The 18,718-nt window shown below is 69.0% G+C and carries 14 protein-coding genes; 4 read left to right on the top strand and 10 right to left on the bottom strand.

The window, feature by feature from the left end:
- Nucleotides 1-85: 85 nt before the first annotated feature.
- Together ACE3SG_RS00775 and ACE3SG_RS00770 are read right to left on the bottom strand one after the other, a co-directional pair.
- Nucleotides 86-1,132, bottom strand: coding sequence for an ABC transporter substrate-binding protein (locus ACE3SG_RS00775; RefSeq protein WP_374561973.1), 1,047 nt, complete (start codon nt 1,130-1,132; stop codon nt 86-88).
- A gap of 757 nt (nt 1,133-1,889) precedes the next feature.
- Nucleotides 1,890-2,603, bottom strand: coding sequence for a LuxR C-terminal-related transcriptional regulator (locus ACE3SG_RS00770; protein ID WP_374561971.1), 714 nt, complete (start codon nt 2,601-2,603; stop codon nt 1,890-1,892).
- Between the two features lie 126 nt (nt 2,604-2,729).
- Here ACE3SG_RS00770 and ACE3SG_RS00765 point away from each other — a divergent pair, with 126 nt between their 5' ends.
- Nucleotides 2,730-3,227 carry a hypothetical protein gene (locus ACE3SG_RS00765; RefSeq protein WP_374561970.1) on the top strand — a complete coding sequence of 166 codons (498 nt, stop codon included), beginning with the start codon at nt 2,730-2,732 and terminating at the stop codon, nt 3,225-3,227.
- 40 nt (nt 3,228-3,267) lie between these two features.
- On the opposite strand, the gene ACE3SG_RS00760 is transcribed toward ACE3SG_RS00765, so the two are convergent.
- Together ACE3SG_RS00760 and ACE3SG_RS00755 are read right to left on the bottom strand one after the other, a co-directional pair.
- Complete coding sequence (locus ACE3SG_RS00760) at nt 3,268-4,056, bottom strand: alpha/beta fold hydrolase (protein WP_374561968.1); 789 nt, start codon at nt 4,054-4,056, stop codon at nt 3,268-3,270.
- On the bottom strand, nt 4,053-5,087 hold the full coding sequence (locus tag ACE3SG_RS00755) for a M14 family zinc carboxypeptidase (protein WP_374561966.1): 1,035 nt from the start codon (nt 5,085-5,087) through the stop codon (nt 4,053-4,055). The genes ACE3SG_RS00760 and ACE3SG_RS00755 overlap by 4 nt, the downstream gene beginning before the upstream one ends.
- A 116-nt stretch (nt 5,088-5,203) precedes the next feature.
- On the opposite strand from ACE3SG_RS00755, the gene ACE3SG_RS00750 reads away from it, so the two are divergent.
- Together ACE3SG_RS00750 and ACE3SG_RS00745 are read left to right on the top strand one after the other, a co-directional pair.
- Complete coding sequence (locus tag ACE3SG_RS00750) at nt 5,204-5,332, top strand: hypothetical protein (protein ID WP_374561964.1); 129 nt, start codon at nt 5,204-5,206, stop codon at nt 5,330-5,332.
- A gap of 280 nt (nt 5,333-5,612) precedes the next feature.
- Entirely contained in the window at nt 5,613-10,916 is a 5,304-nt protein-coding gene (locus tag ACE3SG_RS00745) for a PAS domain-containing protein (protein WP_374561963.1), read from the top strand.
- Here ACE3SG_RS00745 and ACE3SG_RS00740 read toward each other — a convergent pair.
- The 6 genes from ACE3SG_RS00740 to ACE3SG_RS00715 form a co-directional block, all read right to left on the bottom strand.
- Nucleotides 10,901-12,361 (bottom strand): flavin-containing monooxygenase, encoded by a 1,461-nt coding sequence (locus ACE3SG_RS00740; protein ID WP_374561961.1) that lies wholly within the window; start codon nt 12,359-12,361, stop codon nt 10,901-10,903. The two genes, ACE3SG_RS00745 and ACE3SG_RS00740, sit on opposite strands and share 16 nt — an antisense overlap.
- Nucleotides 12,362-12,394: 33 nt before the next feature.
- Complete coding sequence (locus tag ACE3SG_RS00735) at nt 12,395-12,892, bottom strand: universal stress protein (RefSeq protein ID WP_374561960.1); 498 nt, start codon at nt 12,890-12,892, stop codon at nt 12,395-12,397.
- Nucleotides 12,893-12,967: 75 nt separating this feature from the next.
- Nucleotides 12,968-14,014, bottom strand: a complete 1,047-nt coding sequence (locus tag ACE3SG_RS00730) for an adenosine deaminase (RefSeq protein ID WP_374561959.1) — start codon at nt 14,012-14,014, stop codon at nt 12,968-12,970.
- A gap of 147 nt (nt 14,015-14,161) precedes the next feature.
- The gene (locus ACE3SG_RS00725) at nt 14,162-14,920 is read right to left on the bottom strand and encodes an amino acid ABC transporter ATP-binding protein (protein ID WP_374561958.1); all 759 of its coding nucleotides are present in this window, start codon (nt 14,918-14,920) and stop codon (nt 14,162-14,164) included.
- On the bottom strand, nt 14,917-15,732 hold the full coding sequence (locus ACE3SG_RS00720; protein WP_374561957.1) for an amino acid ABC transporter permease: 816 nt from the start codon (nt 15,730-15,732) through the stop codon (nt 14,917-14,919). Before ACE3SG_RS00720 ends, ACE3SG_RS00725 begins: the two co-directional genes overlap by 4 nt.
- Nucleotides 15,733-15,795: 63 nt before the next feature.
- The gene (locus ACE3SG_RS00715; protein WP_374561956.1) at nt 15,796-16,572 is read right to left on the bottom strand and encodes an ABC transporter substrate-binding protein; all 777 of its coding nucleotides are present in this window, start codon (nt 16,570-16,572) and stop codon (nt 15,796-15,798) included.
- A gap of 320 nt (nt 16,573-16,892) precedes the next feature.
- Here ACE3SG_RS00715 and ACE3SG_RS00710 point away from each other — a divergent pair, with 320 nt between their 5' ends.
- On the top strand, nt 16,893-18,470 hold the full coding sequence (locus ACE3SG_RS00710) for a methyl-accepting chemotaxis protein (RefSeq protein WP_374561955.1): 1,578 nt from the start codon (nt 16,893-16,895) through the stop codon (nt 18,468-18,470).
- Nucleotides 18,471-18,718 lie beyond the last annotated feature (248 nt).

Genomic DNA, 18,718 nt, shown 5'->3' with positions numbered 1-18,718 from the left:
GGGTGGGGGGAAGTTGTCGGCTTCGCCCCAATCCGTGGGCAGCGAAGCACTTGGATTGCGCAGACTGTGTGGGGTGGCGACTCCGCTAGCCGATGATTCGCCCGTTGCGGTCGACGGCGATCACGTCGACGAAGTGCGAGCCCTCGAGCTTCTGCGGCCCGAAATGCACGCGGTAGCCGCCGAGGTCGACATTGAGCTCGGCCAGCGCCTCCTGGAACCGCGACCGGGTGAGCTGGCTGCCCCCCTTGGCCGTGCCACCCTTGGCGGCCTCGATGGCCACGCGGCCGGCGATGTAGCCTTCGAGGCTGGTGAAGCCTATGCGGGCGCCGCCGCCGAGCGCGGCCAGGTCTTCCTGGCAACGCTTGACCACCGCGGCCGACACCGAGCCCGGGCGCGGCACGACCTGGCTCATGATCACGCTGCGCCCCTTGTTGGCCATCGCGTCGATCAGCGGCTGGCCGGCAAACGACGACGCGAAATAGAAGCCGGGGTAACCGCCGATCGCCATGCCCGACATGATGTCCAGCACGGGCTGCGCATTGGTGGTGAACAGCACGCAGTCCAGCCGCGCGTCCAGCAGCTTGCGCACCTCGGTGTCGAAGTTCTTCGAGTTGCGGTCCAGCGCCACGCTGACCGTCATCTCCAGGCCCACGGCCTTCAGCGCCTTGGTCATCGCCGCCTGGTTGGCCGCCGACGTGTCCTTCAAATGCACGTAGCCCACGCGCTGCATGTTGAAGCTCTTGATGTACGACAGCATGCGGTGGTACTCGTCGTCGTACCCGGTCCGCACGTGGTAGGCCATCGTCAGCTTGTCGTCGCGGATGCCCATGTTGCCGCTTGCGGTGCCCAGCAGCACGATGCGCTGCTCTTCGATGTACGACAGGCAGGCCTCGGCGGCGGCACCACTGGTCAAGCCGACCAGCGCGGTCACGCCCGACTCGACCAGTTGCTTGACGTTGGTCTTGCAGCGTTCCTTGTCGCCGCCATCGTCGAGGGTGGTCAGCTCGAAGCGCGGGCCCTTGGGGTCGGCCTTGTTGGCGGCGTTGAAGGCAGCCTGGATGCCGTCGCGCACGTCCTTGCCGTAGCTGGCCTGGCCGCCGCTGAGCGAGGCGGACTGGCCGAACTTCACCACCGTCGGTTGCGCACGCAGCGGCGCCCCCCACCAAGCCGCCGCAACCGCGGCACCGTTTACAACCAAGCTTCTTCTTTTCATCAACAGCCCCAACAGCAAGGAAGGAAAACCTCGACGCACGGCGGCGCCTGGCTTGTGGCCATGGCCGATGCTCAACGCAGGAAGCCCATCCCCGTTTCCTCTGCAGCGACAGCAAGCCCAGCACCACATCGCGTGGTCGCCATGTTCACTGGTGTCTGTGACAGCTTCACGAGCGTCACATGTCGGCCGTCAGGCCTTCGCAGCAGCCAGCCCGGCAGACCTGCCCGGTGCGACCCGAGCCGTGCCTTGGCGGCGAGAACCCCCTCACAAAAAAAAGGGCGCTGGCAGCAAGCTGCCAGCGCCTGAAAGTCAACCAACTCTTGCCCGAAGGCTCGACGCCGGTTGTGGAGGGATTGGGTTCGTCTTTGCCCTGTGACGCTTCAAGGAGCGGTGTCTACAGGGCCCGCACGCAATGCGGCTAGATAACTGTTGTGTTCTTAAGAAGGATTGGCCTTCGCTTAGCCACCGTTGTAGGGGTAGTCGCACAGACCAAACAGCGCCAGCAGGAACTCAAACATCGCGTACTCCTCAACAACGTTCTCGATGGACAGGATTTCAGCAAAGAAGCTGCTGCTTGCCAGCTATCCGGTCGGATAGTTTCGAGGATAGTTTTTTGAGACCCAGCACCCGGGGACAGCTGCGCGCGCACGAGCCCCGTGTACGAAGTGCGCAACGCTCAGGGTGCGATCAACCCCAGCGAGATCGCCTTGAGAACCGCCATGTGCTTCGAAGGCACCTGCAGCTTAGATAACGTTTTCTTAAGGTGGAACTTGACTGTTGGCTCACTGATGCTGAGCTTGTCTCCCACCTCCCACGCGGTCATGCCCTCTTTCGTCCAACGAAGGACTTCGAGCTCTCGTTTCGAGAGTGAAGGCACGTTCGGCAGTTCTTCCGGCGCCCCCAGAAATCTCAACGCTGCGTCTTGGCAATGGACAGCGAGCATCTGCAAATCGGCGAGCAATCGCATGATCTTCTCGTCGTCGGCCGGCAGATCTCGTTCTCGGTCCAAGCCCAGTAGAAGCTGCCGGTTTCCCGGCAGGCGTAGCGCCACCGAAATGCCGGTTCGATAGCCGTACGGCGCGGCGTGCTCCCACAGTTCTGGCGCGCCTGCGTCGACGTAGTACTTTTGGTCGTAAACGAAAGGCAACGGGCTACGCCGCAATTGAGCCGTTACGGGGTCGATCTTGGCGAGGCTCTTGTCGGACGCGGCTTCAAAGTCAGGGGGGCGATTGCCGATATAGAGGAAATCGGGGTCCTTGCTGGCATGTTCGACCAGCAGTACGGCCCCCACGACTGGGAAGTCCATGCCATGTGCGAAGTCAATCATGCGACGCCGGAAGGTGGTCTTGTCAGGCGCTTGGCTGATGTCGAAGTAGTCTTGGAGTCGCATGCGCGGCCTCGATGATCCCAATTGACTTTGTGGTCCGAACTATCCCTGCACTATCCGATTGGACGGCTTGTGGCGGCTTCGGAGGCGTTAGAGACTGAAGCCTATCGCAACAGGGAGCCAAAGCGAATGAACGCGCGCCTACCTACCATCATCGGCCTCTGGCGACCGGTGTCCACTTGTGTGAGCCGATGGACGCACGACGCCCGTCATTTCCAGCACATCAGTACGGTGCACGGCCACCCCACCGCGGACATCAGCTGCAAGCACGGGCAAGTCGTGTGGGGTGTGCCCGACGGTGACTCGCCGATGGCCGTTTGCTGGGACTGGGCCGAGGTGCGCACCGGCGTCGTGGCGTTAGCGAATCCGATGACCGTGTTCTCCAACGTCCGCCTGCTGGCCGAGGACGGCGCACCATTGACCTATGGCCAGATGCTGCTTGAGCTGAATGGTGTCATCCACGAACTCAACTGGCAACGCCAGCTGTGCGAAGAACTTTCTTTTCGTCGCCGTCGATCGGATGCCGTTCAGGCTGCCCTGAAGCAAAGGCAAAGCGAGCGTGTCAGTTCGTTGCGTCGGCAAGGCGTAGGTGTGTCGATGTCGTTTGCCATGGCCGGGGTTTCCTAGAACCACTGCGCTTGTGGTTCGGCTGCTCGCGCAAACGGTTTCATCGCTCGACCGGCGCCGCGCGCCCTCGCCGGCCCGCAACCCACCCCGCCACCTGCTCCACCACCCACGCCCCATCGTCCAGCGTCAGGTCGTGGCCGGCGCTGGGGTGTTCGGCCAGCGGCAGCCCCCAGGCTTGCGCCAGCGCGTGTGAGCAGCGCGGGTCGACGAAGCGGTCGCCGGCGCCGACCAGCACCAGCATCGGCACCGCCGGCGGTTGGGCCGGCGCGCGGTAGCGCAGCGCGGCCAGCAGTTGGCGCATGGCGTTGGCGGGGCTCACCGGCCGGGTGCGGGCGATCGCGATCCACAGCGCCACGACCTCGGGGTGGGACTCGGCCTTGGCGCTGGTCAAGCGCAGCAACGCGGCCTCGCGCCCGACCACGCCGCCGCGCCCGGCCAGCAAGCCCAGCAACGGGGCGTAGTTGGCCGGCCGCAGCCGGTGGTGAAACGGGCTGAAGCGGGACAGGCTGGTGTTCAGCAGCACGGCGCCGGCCAGCTCTTGCGGGTAGCGGTGGGCCCAGTCCAGCGCCACCATCGCGCCCAGCGACAGGGCCAGCAGGTGGTACGGCGGCTTGGCCTGCATCACCGCCAGCTGCGCGCGGGCCGCGTCGACCATCGCCGCCACGCCCGTGGGGCTGCGCTGGCGGCTCCATTGGCCGTTGCCGGGCAGGTCGAGCGCCAGCACCCGCGCGCCCGGCAGACCGGCCTTCAGCAGGTCGACGAACGGGCCCCAGTGCGCGCGCTCGCGCGTCAAGCCCCGCAGCAGCACCCAGGTCGGGGTCTCGCTCATCGCTCAGGCCGCCTGTACCAGCGCTCGAGCGCCAGCGCCTGGTGCTGCGCGCGTTGCGCGTCGGCGGGCCGCCAGCGGGTGTGGCTGCCGGCGGCGCGGCCGATGAAGTCGAGCAGGCTCAGATGGCGCCGCAGCACCCGCTGCTGCCGGTGGCCGATCAGCGGGTTGAAGATGCCATGGCGCGAAAACACCTGGCGCGGGTTTTTCTTGATCCACAGCCACGAGCCCATCTCCAGCGTCAGCGGCAGGAACACGCGCCCCGGGCCCGATGCCCGCGAGCGCAGGTACAGATGGTCCCACAGGTCGCCATGGGCCAGGTACTGGCGGCTTTGCGGCTCCATCACGTAGCGGTGGTGCAGCAGCGCCTGGTCCATCGTCTGGCTGAAGGCGTGCAACTCGGGCAGATGATCGATCGGCCGGGCGCTGCAGGCAAGCGGGAACCACAGCCGATCGTTCATGCCGAAGCCCGAATGGCAGTCGAGCGCGATGCTGAAGGGCCGGCCGCCCAGCTCGGCCTCGGCCACCTCGCACAGCGCGGCGCTCTCGCGCTCCATCGCCGCGCCGCGTGCGCCGCGGTACCAGGGCAGCGCCGCGCTGATGCGCTGGCCACCCACCAGCCAGGGCACCGGCTCGAGCGCATCTTGCGGCGCGTTGCGCATCAGGTCGACACCGTTCGGGTTGGCGCGGGTGCCGCGCCAGCAGCCGCCCGGGTTCACCAGCGGCACGAACAGCATGACCATCGATTCGAGCTGGCGGTGCAACGTGTCGTCCCAGCGCAGGCGCATCACCAGGCTGCGCAGGTAGGCGATGACCACCTCGGCGCCGATGCGCTCGAGGCCGTGCACGCCGCCGAAGAAGCCGACGGCCGGCGCCTCGGGCCCGGCGCGGCCGAGCGTGTAGGCATGCACGGGCAGCGCCCGGCCGTCGACCTCGACCTCGCACAACAGGCGTTGGCGCAGGTGCGGCGTGCCCTGCTCGGCCAGGGCCTGCAGTTCCAGCAATTCGGGCAAGACAGGCGGTGGCGAGGGCATCGGTGCGTGTGGTGTGAACGCACCAGGATAACCAGCCGATGTGCCATCAATGTGTCACACCGCGGGGCTACGGTGGCGGCCTCCCTGCTTTGCCGCGGCCTCGCCGCCAGCCCGCCATGCACCCTGTGCGCCGCTGGATCACCCACCCAGGCCTGGCCCTGGCCGCCACGCTGCTGGCCGGCGTGTTCGAGCTGCTGGCGCTGGCGCGGTCGCGCGGTGCGGCGCGTGTGCGCGCGCTGCGCTGAAGTACCACGCCGCGGCCATCGCTGTGTAATATCCATCGGCCCTGTCCGCTCTTGTTCGCAAGCTGCTGGACAGGCTGGGGCACGGCACCCATGATGGCCGGCAAGGATCCGGTGCGCAGCGGTCACTGCGCGCCCACACAAGGGTTCGCAGGGAGGTTTGACCATGACGCGAAGCACGCGCCCGGACGCGTTTGGGCCGGGCCACCATGCCCATGTATCGGCCTGTCCGCAGGCCTGCTGTCTGCGCATGCGCCAGGGCGGGTTTCAACCCCGCTAGGCCATGGCCCGCAGCAGCGCCGCCTTGCCCGACACCCGCCCCGTTGTGCCGATGGTGGTGGGGCGCCGGGCTTTGCTCGGCATCGTCACCGCCTATGCCTTGCTGGCCACGCTGTGGCTGGTCGGCTCCGACTGGCTGCTGCACCAGCTCACCAGCGACGCCGATTCGCTGGCCCGCCTGGGGCAGTTCAACCGAGGCCTGTTCGTGGCCGCCAGTGCGCTGGGCCTGTACCTGGGCCTGCGGCGCGCGCTGGGCCGTGCCCGCCTGCTGAGCCAAGAGCCCCCCAGCCTGAGCCAGACGCTGAGCCGCGCGCAACGCTGGCTGTGGGCCGGCGTGGTGGTGTGCCTGCTGGCGCTGGGCGTGGGGGCGGTGGCCTACAACCTGGAGCACGAGCGTGAGCAGGCGTCGCAGCAGTTGGCCGCGGTGGCCGACTTGCGCGCCGCCCAGGTACGAGACTGGCTCGGCTGGCACCTCAGTGCCGCCGGCTACCTGGTCGACAACGACGAGCTGCACGAGCTGGGCGAGCACTGGCTGCGCCGCAACGACATTGCCTCGCGCGACGAGTTGATGCAGCGCCTGGCCCGCTTCGGCCAGACCGTGAACGCCCGCCGCGTGCTGCTGCTGGACACGCAAGGCCGCATCGTGGCCCGGCAGAACCCGCTCGGCCCCGACCTGCCGCCGGCACCGCTGCGCGAAGCCGCCCAGCGCGCGCTGAAGCGGCACCAGATCGACCGCACCGACCTGTACCTGGTCGACGATGCCACCACCCGCGAGCGGCTGGACATCGTGGTGCCGCTGGCCGGCGACGGCACCGGCGCGCTCAGCCTGCTGGCGGTGCTTCGCATCGATCCGCGCGACCAGCTCTACCCGATGCTGCGCAACTGGCCGCAGCCCAGCGAAAGCGCCGAGATCCTGCTGTGGCGGCGCGAGGGCGCGCAGGTGGTGGCCTGGGGCGGCCCGTCGCAGGCGGCGCCGCTGCAGCGGCCGGCCGACGAACCCGACCTGCTGGCCGCCAAACTGCTGCGCAACGGCTCGCCGCCCACGCAGGCCAGCGAAGGCCTGGACAGCCAGGGCCTGGTGGCGATGGGTGCGGCGCGCGCGGTCGCCAGCACCGACTGGCTGGTGCTGGCCACACAGTCGAAGGCCGAGATCGACGCCCGTGCCTGGCGCGAAGCCTGGTGGATCATGGGCGCCTGCGGGCTGGCCGCCCTCATGGTCGGCGCGGCGTTCTACTTCCAGCGCCAGCGCGAGGCCCTGCAGGCGATGCAGCAAGAGCGCAGCCTGATGGCCGAGCGGCTGCAGGCCACGGCCTTGCTCACCGCGGTGGCCGAGGGCTCGGCCGACGCCATCTTCGCCAAAGACCTGCAGGGCCGCTACCTGCTGTTCAACCGCGCGGCCGAGCACCTCACCGGCCACACCGCGCGCCAGGCCCTGGCGCACGACGACCACCACCTGTTCAACCCGGCCGACGCGCGCCGCCTGATGGCCAACGACGCGCAGGTCATGGCGCGCGGCGAGACCATCACCTTCGAAGAGACGCTGACCACCCCGCGGGGGCAGCGCAGCTTTCAGGCCACCAAGGGCCCGCTGCGCGACGCCACCGGCGCGGTGATCGGCATGTTCGGCGTCTCGCGCGACGTGACCGACCAGCGCCTGTCGCAGCTGGCCCTGCAAGACAGCGAGCTGCGCCATCGTGCGCTGCTCGAAGCCCTGGTCGACGGGGTCTTCGTCGCACAAGACCTGCGTTTCGTGTTCGCCAACCCGGCCTTGCCGGCGTTGCTGGGCTACACGATGGACGAGTTCGTCGGCCTGCCGTTCGAGGCGGTGGTGGCGCCCGAATTCCTGCCGCTGTGGACCGAGCGTTTCCTCGCCCGAATCCACGGCGCGCCCGAGCCGCAGCGCGACTACGAGCTGCGCTGGCTGCGCAAGGGCGGCGAGCCGATTTGGGTCGGCCTGCGCGCCAGCCGCATGAGCTTTCAGGGCCGAACCGCGGTGCTGGGCATCATCAGCGACGTGACCGAGCGGCGCCGCACTGCGCAGGCGCTGCTCGACTCGGCCGACCTGGTGCGCGCGGTCGAAGACTCGGTGCAGGACCACTTGGCCGTGCTCGACGCGACGGGCCAGATCGTCGCCGTCAACGAGGCCTGGCGCGCCCACGCGGCTGACGGCGGCGTGCCGCTGGCCGGTGGCGCGGTGACGCTGGGCCAGGGCGACAACTACCTCGACGCGCTGGAAGGCCACCACCACTCGTCCGGCCCCGAGGCGCTGGCCGCTGCCGCGGGGGTGCGCGCCGTGATCGGCGGCGAGCGCGAGCAGTTCGCCTGCGAATACGCCTGCCTGGTCGACGGCACGCCGCACTGGTTCGCGATGCGGGTCACCCCGTTGCGCGGGCGCACCGGCGGCGCGGTGCTGATGCACAGCGACATCAGCGAGCGCAAGCGCATCGAGCAGGCGATGAACGACAGCGAGCGGCTGTACCGCACCATGATCACCGCACTGAGCGAAGGCGTGATGACCTTCGACCCGCGGGCGCAGCTGCTGGCGTGCAACCCGGCGGCCGAGCGCTTGCTGGGCGTGTCGGCGGCCGATGCGCGCGACGGCCACTGGCACTGGCGCGAGCTGGCGCTGACCGACGCCGACGGCTGGCCCTTGCCCGACCACGACCTGCCGCTGGCCCGCGTGCTGAGCACCGGCCGCGGCGTGAAGGGCCTGGTGCTGGGCGCGCTGAACCGGCGCGGCGAGCGGCTGTGGCTGCAGACCAATGCCGAGCCGGTGGCCAGCCCCGACGGGCGCGGCGTGGCCAGCGTGGTGATCTCGTTCGCCGACATCACCAGCCGCCACGCCACCGAGCAGTCGCTGCGCAAGCTGTCGATGGCGGTCGAGCAAAGCACGGCCAGCATCGTGATCACCGCCACCAACGGCCAGGTCGAATACGTCAACGACGCGTTCTGCCGCACTGCGGGTGTCGAGCGCGAGCAGGCCATGGGCCGGCAGCTGGCCGAGCTGCAGCCGCTGCGCCAGCCGGCCGAGCGCCTGGCCGAGCTGCACCAGGCGCTGGCCCGCGGCGAAGCCTGGACGGGCGAGTTCAACGACCAGCGCGGCAGCCGGGGCGAGGCCTTCGTCGAGCAGGTGCGCGCCGCGCCCATCCGGCAGCGTGACGGCCGGGTGACGCACTTCCTGCTGGTCGGCGAAGACATCACCGAGCACCAGCGCCAGAGCGCCGAGCTGGAGCGCTACCGCCTGCACCTGGAAGAACTGGTCGACGCCCGCACCCACGCGCTGGCGCACGCCGAATCGTTCACCCACCTGATCGCCGACAACATCCCCGGCTTCGTGGCCTATTGGGACAAGGACCTGCGCTGCCGCTTCGCCAACCAGGCGCTGGCCGATTTCTACGACCGCTCGCCCGAGCAGTTGCTGAACGTGCAGATGCCCGAGCTGATGGCGGCCGAGTTCGCCGAGCTTCGGCCACATGTCGATGCGGTGCTGGCCGGCGCGCCGCAGCGCTTCGAGCGCGTGGCCCACGGCGCCAAGGGCCGCGCGGCGGCCACCTGGGTGCATTTCGCGCCCGACCGGCGCGACGGCGAGGTGCAGGGCTTCTTCGTGCTGGTCACCGACATCAGCGAAATCAAGCAGGCCGAGGCGCAGCTGCAGTCGCTGAACGACGCCCTGACCGAGGCCCGCGACCGAGCCGACGCGGCCAACCGCGCCAAGAGCGCGTTCCTGGCCAACATGAGCCACGAGATCCGCACGCCGATGAACGCGATCATCGGCCTGACGCATCTGCTGCAGCAAGACCTGCCCACGCCGCAGGCGCAAGAGCGGCTGGGCAAGCTGGCCGGGGCCGCGCAGCACCTGCTGGACGTGATCAACGACATCCTCGACCTGTCGAAGATCGAGTCGGGCAAGCTGGTGCTCGAAGAGCAGCCGATCGCGCTGCACGAGCTGTTGGGCCGCTGCTGCGACCTGGTGGCCGAGCGTGCGCGCGACAAGGGGGTGGAGCTGGTGATCTCGCTCCACGATGTGCCGGCCGAGGTGCGCGGCGACGCGACCCGGCTCTCGCAGGCCCTGTTGAACCTGCTCAGCAACGCGGTCAAGTTCACCGAGCACGGCTCGATCAGCCTGAACGCCCGCCTGCTCGGCGCGACACCCGAGGTCACCACGCTGCGCTTCGAAGTGGTCGACACCGGCGTCGGCATCACGCCCGAGGCCCGCGACCGCCTGTTCCAGGTGTTCGAGCAAGGCGACAGCTCGACCACCCGGCGCTACGGCGGCACCGGCCTGGGCCTGGCGATCACGCGCCGCCTGATCGAGATGATGGGCGGTGAGATCGGTGTCGACAGCACGCCGGGCCAGGGCAGCTGCTTCTGGTTCACCGCCCAGCTGCACGCCGGGCCGGCGGCCCACGCGCTGGCGCCGCTGCCGGCGCTGCGCGGGCGGCGGGTGCTGCTGGTCGACGACCTGCCGCTGGCGCGTGAGGCGATGACAGCGATGCTGCAGGCCGAAGGCATGGTGGTGGTTGCGTGCGCAGACGGCGAGGCCGCGCTGCAGGCCGACCGCGAGGCGCGGGCTGCCGCCCGCCCGTTCGACCTGTGGCTGCTCGATGCGCGCATGCCCAGCCTGGCAGGGGCCGTCTTGCTGGCCGCGTTGCGCCGCGCGGACCACCCCGCCGCCCGCGCCACGCCCGCGCTGCTGATGAGCACCGACGGCGCCGCCGCCTCAGAATTCGAAGCCGCGGCCGCGGGCTTTGCCAGCGTGCTGGCCAAGCCCACCACCACCGGCCGCTTGCGCGCGGCCGTGTCGCATGCGCTGGGCCTGGCGCTGACCGCGCGGGCGCCGGCACCGGCCGTCTCCACCGGCCCGCGCGACTACCTGATGGCGCGGCACCGCGGCGCGCGCATCCTGGTGGCCGAAGACAACCCGGTGAACCAGGACGTGGCTCGCCAGATCCTCGAGCTGGCCGGGCTGCAGGTTGACCTGGCCGAAGACGGCGAGCAGGCCCTGCGCATGCTGCAAGAGCGCGACTACGCGCTGGTGCTGATGGACATGCAGATGCCGGTGATGGACGGCCTGCAGGCCACACGCGCGATCCGCCACCACCCACGCTGGGTGCGGCTGCCGGTGGTCGCGATGACCGCCAACGCGCTGGGCGAAGACCGCGAGCTGTGCCTGCAGGCCGGCATGAACGACCACGTGGCCAAGCCGGTCAACCCCGACCGGCTCTACGCCACCTTGCTGCACTGGCTGGACACCGCCGCGCTGCGCGCGCTGGAGGCGCATGCAGACACGCCTCAGGCGAACTCGTAGTCCGCCGGCTCGACGCGACGCAGGCCACGCACGTACTCGCGCGTGAAGCCCGGGAACAGCGCCACGATGCGACCGTCGCCGTCCATCCGGTACCAGCTGCGGCACTGGCTCCACACCGAGCCGGCCAGCCGCTGCTGCAGGCCCTGGTTGTAGCCGCGGAACACCGCCTCGCGCACGGCCACCCAGCGGTGGCCACCCTCGCGCACCGCGCGCATGCAGGCGATCGCGTGGTCGACCGCCGGCTCGATGAACAGCAGCGTCGAGGTGTGGCCGGTGGCGGTGTTGGGGCCCAGCATCAAGAACAGGTTCGGAAAGCCCGCCACCGCGATGCCGCGGTAGGCCTCGGGCCCGTCGGCCCAGGCCTCGCGCAGCGTGCGACCGCCCTGCCCGGTCACCTGCAGCGACGACAGCAGGTGCACGGTGTCGAAACCGGTGGCGCAGACCAGCGTGTCGATCTCGCGCTCACGCCCGTCGGCGGTGACCACGGCGCGCGGCGTGATCTGCGTGATGGCGTCGGTGACCAGCTCGACCTGCGGCCGCGTCAAGGCGGGGTAGAAGTCGTTCGAGTAGATGATGCGCTTGCAGCCCAAGGGGTACGACGGGGTCAGCCGCGCGCGCAGGGCCGCGTCGGGCACCTGGCGCTGCAGGTGCCGCGCCGCCATCGCGAGCATGCCGCGGCGGGCCCAGGTGCCCTCGTCGAAACCGCGCCGCCCGGCCTCGAGCGCCAGCATCCAGGCCGCGCGCACCGCGCGCGAATACGGCGGCAGATGGGCCAGCCAGCGGTCGAGCCGGGTGTAGCGCCGGTCCAGCCGCGGCAGCACCCAGTTGGCGGTGCGCTGGAACACATGCAGGCGCTGCGCGCGGCGCGCGATCGGGGCCACCAGCTGCGAGGCGGTCGAGCCGGTGCCGATCACCGCCACACGACGGCCGCCGAGGTCGGCTTGCGGGTCCCAGCGCGCCGAGTGCAGGCGGCGGCCGGCGAACTGCTCGATGCCGGCGATGTCGGGCCAGCGCGGTTGGTTCAGCGGCCCGGTGCTGCAGACGAAGAAGCGGGCATCGAGCGCCTCACCGGCGTCGGTGCGCATCTGCCAGCGACCCTGGTCTTCGTCGAAGCGGGCCTCGGTGAGGCGCGTGTTGAAACGGATGTGGCGCCACACGCCGAAGCGCTCGGCCACCTGCTGCATGTAGGCCTGGATCTCGGGCGCCGAGGCGAAGCGGCGGCGCCAGTCGGGATTCGGCGCAAACGAGAACGAGTAGACCGGCGCCGGCACATCGACATGCGCGCCGGGGTAGCGGTTGTCCCACCAGGTGCCGCCCAGGCCAGGTTGTTTTTCGAGGACGACGAAGTCGTCGATGCCGGCGCGCTTGAGCTGGATCGCCATGCACAGGCCCGACATGCCCGCGCCGAGGATGACCACCTCGTGGCGGGCGGCAGCCGCCGTCACGCGGCGATGCCTGAAGGTGCGTGCCGGCGGCGCTCAGGCATCGGCGGATTCACCGGCCACGTCGTCAACCTCGGCCAGGCTGGCCGGCGAGGTCTCGGTGGCCTCGGCCGGCTTGACCAGCGTCACCGGCACCGGCGAGTTGTGCACCATCGCCTGCGAGACCGACCCCTGCAGCGCCGAGCGCAAGGCGCTGCCGCCATGCGAGCCCATCACCACCATGTCGCAGCCTTCGCTTTCGATCAGCTCGAGCAGCGCGTGCGCCGGGTCGCCGGTGACCAGCACCTCGGTCGCATCCAGGCCGGCGTCACGCAGCAGCGACTCGGCCGTCTCGAGCGCGTGCTGGCCCGCCGCTTCGGCGATTTCGCTCAGCGCGCGCGGGTCGGGCGTGCGCATCCATTCGTACAGGTTGGCCGGGGGCTGCACATTGGCCAGCACCAGCTCGGCCCGCAGGCCGGCTTGCAACAGCATGATCACATGGCGCAGCGCCACCAGCGCCAACGCCGAACCGTCGATGGGCACGAGGATCTTCATGAACAGGCACCTCCGCGAAGAGCATCGTGCCGCCATTGGCGACGATGCGCAAGGGCGGCGACGCCCATCAGGCGCTCAGCTCACCGCGGCACTGAAGGCCTGGTCGAGCCGCTGCTGCCAGGCCTGCTGGTGCGCAGCCGGCACGAAGCTCGCCTCGAAGCTGTTGCGCGCCAGCTGCCAGGCCTCGCGCGCGCCGAGCTGTGGCAATGCGGCGAAGGTCTGCAGGTAGTTGTCGTTCAGGTAGCCGCCGAAGTAGGCGGGGTCGTCGGAGTTGACGGTGGCCACCAGGCCGGCCTGCAGCAGGGCCGGCAGGTTGTGCTCGGCCAGCGTCTTGAACACGCACAGCTTGACGTTGGACAGCGGGCAGACGGTGAGCGGCACGCGCCCTTTGGCCAGGCGGTCCACCAGCGCGGGGTCTTCGACGCAGCGCACGCCGTGGTCGATGCGCTCGACTTTCAGCACGTCGAGCGCGCTGTAGATGTACGCCGGCGGGCCCTCTTCGCCGGCGTGGGCGACGATGTGCAGGCCCAGCTCGCGGCAACGCGCGAACACCCGGGCGAACTTCTCGGGCGGGTGGCCACGCTCGGAGCTGTCGAGCCCGACGCCGATGAAGTGATCACGGTACGGCAACGCTTCTTCGAGCGTGGCCATCGCCGCGTCTTCCGAGAGGTGGCGCAAAAAGCACAGGATCAGCGACGCACTGATCCCCAGCTCGGCATGCGCACGGTGGCAGGCGTGCTCCAAGCCGCGGATCACGGTGCCGATCGGCACGCCGCGCTCGGTGTGGGTCTGCGGGTCGAAGAACAGCTCGGCGTGCACCACGTTGTCGGCCGCCGCCTTCTCGAAGTAGGCCCAGGCCATGTCGAAGAAGTCTTCCTCCTTCAACAGCACGCTGGCGCCGGCGTAGTAGATGTCGAGAAAGCTCTGCAGGTCGGTGAAGGCGTAGGCCGCCCGCAACGCCTCGACGCTCGGGTAGGCCAGCGCCACGCCGTTGCGCCTGGCCAGCTTGAAGATCAGCTCGGGCTCGAGCGAGCCTTCGATGTGGATGTGCAGCTCAGCCTTGGGCATCGCGCGCAGCAGCGCGGGCAGCCGGTCAGGGCGGATGCGGTCGAAATCGATCATGGCAAATTCTCCAGCACGGCGCCTGCGCAGGCATTTCCCCAGGCGCGCCAAGCGCCGCCGCTCATCAAGTGGCGTGCGCGGATCCGGCTTTGCCGGTCCGCTGCGCGAGCCCCCTCGGGGGGCAGCCCGCCGGAGCGGGCGTGGGGGTCAACTGATCTGGCCTAAGAAGGCGCGGATGCGTGGATTGTCCTGGTTGTCGAAGAATTCGATCGGCGGGCGGTCTTGCAGGATGCAGCCCTTGTCGAAGTACAGCACCCGGTCGGCCACTTCTTTCGCAAAGCCCATCTCGTGCGTCACGACGATCATCGTCATGCCGCTGGCGGCCAGGCCCTTCATCACGTCGAGCACTTCCTTGACGGTCTCGGGGTCGAGCGCCGAGGTCGGCTCGTCGAACAGCATCACGCGCGGCTGCATCGCCAACGCGCGGGCAATCGCCACGCGCTGCTGCTGCCCACCCGACAACGCGAACGGGTGCTTGTGCGAATGGGCTTGCATGCCCACGCGCTCGAGCAGCGCCATCGACCGCTGGTCGGCCTCGGCCGTGCTCAGGCCCCGCACGCGGCGCGGCGCCAGCGAGACGTTTTCCAGCACCGTCAGGTGCGGGAACAGGTTGAACTGCTGGAACACCATGCCGACTTCGGCATGCAGCGCCTTCAGGTGCTTGGGGTTGTCGTCGACCGGGATGCCGTCGATGACGATCGAGCCGCTGTCGTGCTTTTCGAGCCGGTTCAGCGTGCGCAGCAAGGTGCTCTTGCCCGAGCCCGACGAGCCGATGATGACGGCCACTTCGCCGGCGTTGAAATGGGTGCAGACATCGCGCAGCACATGGGCCGGGCCGAAGTGCTTGTTGACCTTGTCGACGGTGATCAGCGGCGTGCCGGTGGCCTTGGTGGTCGAGTCGCTCATGCCCGGCGCCCCTCGATGTCGAAACGGTGTTCGATGCCGTTGGTGATCTGGGTCAGCAGCGTCGTCATCACAAGGTACAGGATCGCGGTGGTGATCAGGATCGGCACGGGCTGGAAGGTCGACGACTGCACGCGCGCGCCGACGTTGGTGAGCTCGACCACGCCGATCGAGTAGGCCAGCGACGAGTCTTTCAGCAGCGCCACGACGTTGTTGACCAGCGGCGGCAGCGCCACCTTGAAGGCCTGCGGGAAGGTCACGTCCAGCAGGGTGTGCCACTTGCTCAGGCCGAGCGAGCGCGCGGCCTCGAACTGGCCCTTGTGCACGGCCTCGAGGCCGGCGCGGAAGGCCTCGGCGTTGTACGCGCCCACGTTGAGCGACAGCGCCAGCACGGCGGCGGTGAACTCGCTCATGCGCGAGACCTGGCCCAGCCATTCGGAGCCGGTCGACTTGGCGATCTCGGGCAGCGCGAAGTAGACGAAGAAGATCTGGACCAGCAGCGGTGTGCCGCGAATGACCCAGATGTAGAAGCCGCTGATCCAGCGCAGCGGCAGGATGCGCGAGCCCTTGCCCAGCGCAGCGAGCAACCCCAGCACGACGCCGATCAGGCCGGCGACGATGGTCAGCTCGACCGTGACCACCATGCCTTCGGCGAAGAACTTGGCGTTCGGGCCGATCGGCGCGGGGGCCAGCGCAATGAAATTGGCGGCCACCCACAACGCGAGAACGAGGGCCAAGGAGGCCGTGACGATGGTGGCCTGGCTGCGACGCTGGCGCGTCCAGCCGGCAGGCCATCCGATACCTGGAATGCTCATGAACTCTTACAGCTGGTCGATGGATCGGGCGGCCGGAAAGCGGCCGCCCGCATCAGGGGGGGCTTACTTGCAGCGAACGTCTTCGCCGAAGTACTTCATCGACAGCGCTTCGTAGCCGCCGCCCTTGGCCATGAACTCGCCCAGTGCCTTGTTGTAGGCGCCGGCCAGGCCGTCGTTGCCCTTGGCCACCGCGGCCGCGATCTTCTCCACAAACAGCATCCCGGTGGCGCGCAGCCCCGTGTTCTTGTTGTTCTTCAGCACGTCCATCACGACGAACTTGTCGGTCACCCACGCGTCGGCACGGTCAGACATCACCGCGGCTTGCGCGTCCGGGTCCTTCGGGAAGTTCTTCACTTCCTTCACGCCGGGGATCTTCTGCGCGGCTTCGAGGTACGAGCTGCCGGTCTGCACGGCGATGGTCTTGCCGGCCAGGTCCTTGGCGGTGCGCAGTGCGGCGTTCTTGGTCACGATCGCGCCGCCCGAGCAGTAGTGCGGGTCGGTGAAGGTCACGGCCTTGGCGCGCTCTTCGGTGATGCCGTGCGAAGCGATGACCAGGTCCCAACGGTCTTGGCCCAGGCCGGTCAGCAGGGCGTCGAAGCCGAGCGTCTTCCACTCGATCTTCAGGCCCATCTTCTTGGCCACGCCTTCCATCACGTCGACTTCGAAGCCCGAGAGCTTGGAGCCTTCGAAGAAGTTGAACGGGGCGTACTGGCCTTCGGTGGCGACGACGATCGTGCCGGCTTTCTTGATGGCGTCGACGGTGCGGGCCGATGCGGCGGAGGCGCCGAACATCATCACGACGGCGGCGGCGCCGGCAACCCAGGTCAAAACACGCGACATAGCAAAAGCTCCTCGAAATGGAATGGCCCAACAGCAGTGGGCACGGGCTTGGTTGGTGCGCTGCATCGTACTACCGGGGCATGCACGCACCAGGGGGCACGAAGGGCCTCCCGGATCGGGATTGGCCCTAGTGTCCCAACGCAAGGACCGGGCCTGGGTTGTCAGGCCTTTCCCGCGAGGAAACGGCCGCTGGGTGATCGGGCCGTGGCGAAATTGGATGCCCAATTGAACGGTGTTTTCCTCGGTTTTCCGGCCATCGAATGGGGGGCGACTGCTGAAAATCCAGTGAGAGCCCCTATGGGCTGTTCAAAGGTTCACCCATGCCCGCCTTCAGTTTGCGTCACCTGTCCATCGGCCGCCGTCTGGGCCTGGGCTTCGGCCTGATCCTGGCGCTGCTGGTGCTCGTCGCGGCCTTCAGCCTGTTGCAGATGCGCTCGATGTCGGCGCGCATGCAGCACCTGGTGGAATTGACCAATGCCAAGTCGTCGGCCGCGGCCGAGCTGATGGGCGAAATCAAGGAACAGGCGATCCACGTCCGCAACGTCACGCTGCTGACCGACGAGAAAGAGATCGCCACCGAAACCGCCGGCCTGGCCGCCGCCGACAAGCGCTACGACGAAGCGGCCAAGCGCCTGCTCGACACGATCGCGGCCGATGCCGAGTCGCGCGCCGCCGAGCGTGAGCTGGCCCAGGCGATCGCCGCCGCCGCCGAACAGACCCGCCCGATGATGAAGAAGGCCGCCACCCAGGGCGGCTCGGGCGACGTGGTCAACGCCACCGAAACGCTGATGCAGAAGGTGCGCCCGCTGGAGGCCGCCTGGCGCGCCAAGGTGGGCGAGCTGCGGGTGCTGGAAGAACAGATCGGACGCGAGGCCTACGCCGAGGCGCAGGCGGCGCAGCAGCGCGCGCTGGCCGTGGTGGCCACCGCAGTGGCGCTGGCGCTGGCCAGCGGCCTGGTCATCGGCTGGCGCATCACGCGCGGCGTCAAGCTGCCGATCGACCGCGCGATCCGCGTGGCCGAGCGCATCGCCCAGGGCGACCTGGGTTCGAGCGTGCAGGTCGAGTCGCGCGACGAGATCGGGCGGCTGCTGCAAGCGCTGTCGGACATGCAGGCCACGCTGCGCCGACTGGTCGGCGAGATCCGCTCGACCGCCGAAAGCATCCAGGTGGCCAGCGCCGAGGTAGCCACCGGCAACATGGACCTGAGCCAGCGCACCGAGCAGGCCGCGTCGAACCTGCAGCAGACCTCGAGCTCGATGGAGCAGCTGACCCACACCGTGCGCCAGAGCGCCGACAGCGCCAGCACCGCCAACCAGCTGGCCAGCAGCTCGGCCCAGGTCGCCGCGCGCGGCGGCCAGGTGGTGTCGCAGGTCGTCAGCACGATGCAGGCGATCGACGCCAGCAGCAAGCGCATCGGCGACATCATCGGCGTGATCGATGGCATCGCTTTCCAGACCAACATCCTGGCGTTGAACGCGGCGGTCGAAGCCGCCCGCGCCGGCGAACAAGGCCGCGGCTTCGCGGTGGTGGCGGGCGAAGTGCGCTCGCTGGCCCAGCGCAGCGCCCAGGCGGCGACCGAAATCAAGACCCTGATCGGCTCCAGCACCGAGCGCGTCGAACAAGGCGCGCGGCTGGTCGGCGACGCCGGCCAGACCATGAGCGAGATCGTCGCCAGCGTGCAGCGCGTGACCGACATCATCGGCGAGATCACTGCCGCGTCGGCCGAGCAAAGCAGCGGCATCGCGACGATCAACGCCTCGGTCACCCAGCTCGACCAGGTCACGCAGCAGAACGCCGCCCTGGTCGAACAATCGGCCGCCGCCGCCGAAAGCCTGCGCGAGCAGGCGGTGCGGCTGAACGGGCTGGTCAGCGCTTTCAAGATCAACGAGCGCGCCTGACGGCCGCCACACCCCACCCAAGCGGCGCCGCCAGGCGCTGCTGGTAAGCCCGCATCTGCTTCGAAAGCCGCCCGGTTAGCATGATCCAGTGTCCTGTCCCGCAGAGAACTGCCATTGAGATTCGACCAGATGGTGATGATGGTGCGGCCGGACGGCTGGGCAGATACCCAGCGTATCTGCCCTGATGGCCGGGCGCGCGAGCGCGCCATCTGGTCGAACCCGAAGGGCGGGCCGAAATGGGGCGCTCG

Origin of the sequence: Ideonella sp. (genome assembly GCF_041914305.1) — a bacterium.
In the GTDB taxonomy this organism is placed as follows: domain Bacteria; phylum Pseudomonadota; class Gammaproteobacteria; order Burkholderiales; family Burkholderiaceae_C; genus Ideonella.
The sequence above is the reverse complement of the archived record's forward strand: the minus strand, read 5'-3'. Positions and strand labels throughout refer to the sequence as shown.

Bases quoted from the DNA above. Each gene is read 5' to 3' on its own strand.
- ACE3SG_RS00750 (WP_374561964.1), top strand. From the start codon at position 5,204: ATGCACCCTGTGCGCCGCTGGATCACCCACCCAGGCCTGGCCCTGGCC.
- ACE3SG_RS00735 (WP_374561960.1), bottom strand. From the start codon at position 12,892: ATGAAGATCCTCGTGCCCATCGACGGTTCGGCGTTGGCGCTGGTGGCG.
- ACE3SG_RS00710 (WP_374561955.1), top strand. From the start codon at position 16,893: ATGCCCGCCTTCAGTTTGCGTCACCTGTCCATCGGCCGCCGTCTGGGC.
- ACE3SG_RS00720 (WP_374561957.1), bottom strand. From the start codon at position 15,732: ATGAGCATTCCAGGTATCGGATGGCCTGCCGGCTGGACGCGCCAGCGT.
- ACE3SG_RS00715 (WP_374561956.1), bottom strand. From the start codon at position 16,572: ATGTCGCGTGTTTTGACCTGGGTTGCCGGCGCCGCCGCCGTCGTGATG.
- ACE3SG_RS00730 (WP_374561959.1), bottom strand. From the start codon at position 14,014: ATGATCGATTTCGACCGCATCCGCCCTGACCGGCTGCCCGCGCTGCTG.
- ACE3SG_RS00745 (WP_374561963.1), top strand. From the start codon at position 5,613: ATGGCCCGCAGCAGCGCCGCCTTGCCCGACACCCGCCCCGTTGTGCCG.
- ACE3SG_RS00755 (WP_374561966.1), bottom strand. From the start codon at position 5,087: ATGCCCTCGCCACCGCCTGTCTTGCCCGAATTGCTGGAACTGCAGGCC.
- ACE3SG_RS00725 (WP_374561958.1), bottom strand. From the start codon at position 14,920: ATGAGCGACTCGACCACCAAGGCCACCGGCACGCCGCTGATCACCGTC.
- ACE3SG_RS00770 (WP_374561971.1), bottom strand. From the start codon at position 2,603: ATGCGACTCCAAGACTACTTCGACATCAGCCAAGCGCCTGACAAGACC.
- ACE3SG_RS00760 (WP_374561968.1), bottom strand. From the start codon at position 4,056: ATGAGCGAGACCCCGACCTGGGTGCTGCTGCGGGGCTTGACGCGCGAG.
- ACE3SG_RS00765 (WP_374561970.1), top strand. From the start codon at position 2,730: ATGAACGCGCGCCTACCTACCATCATCGGCCTCTGGCGACCGGTGTCC.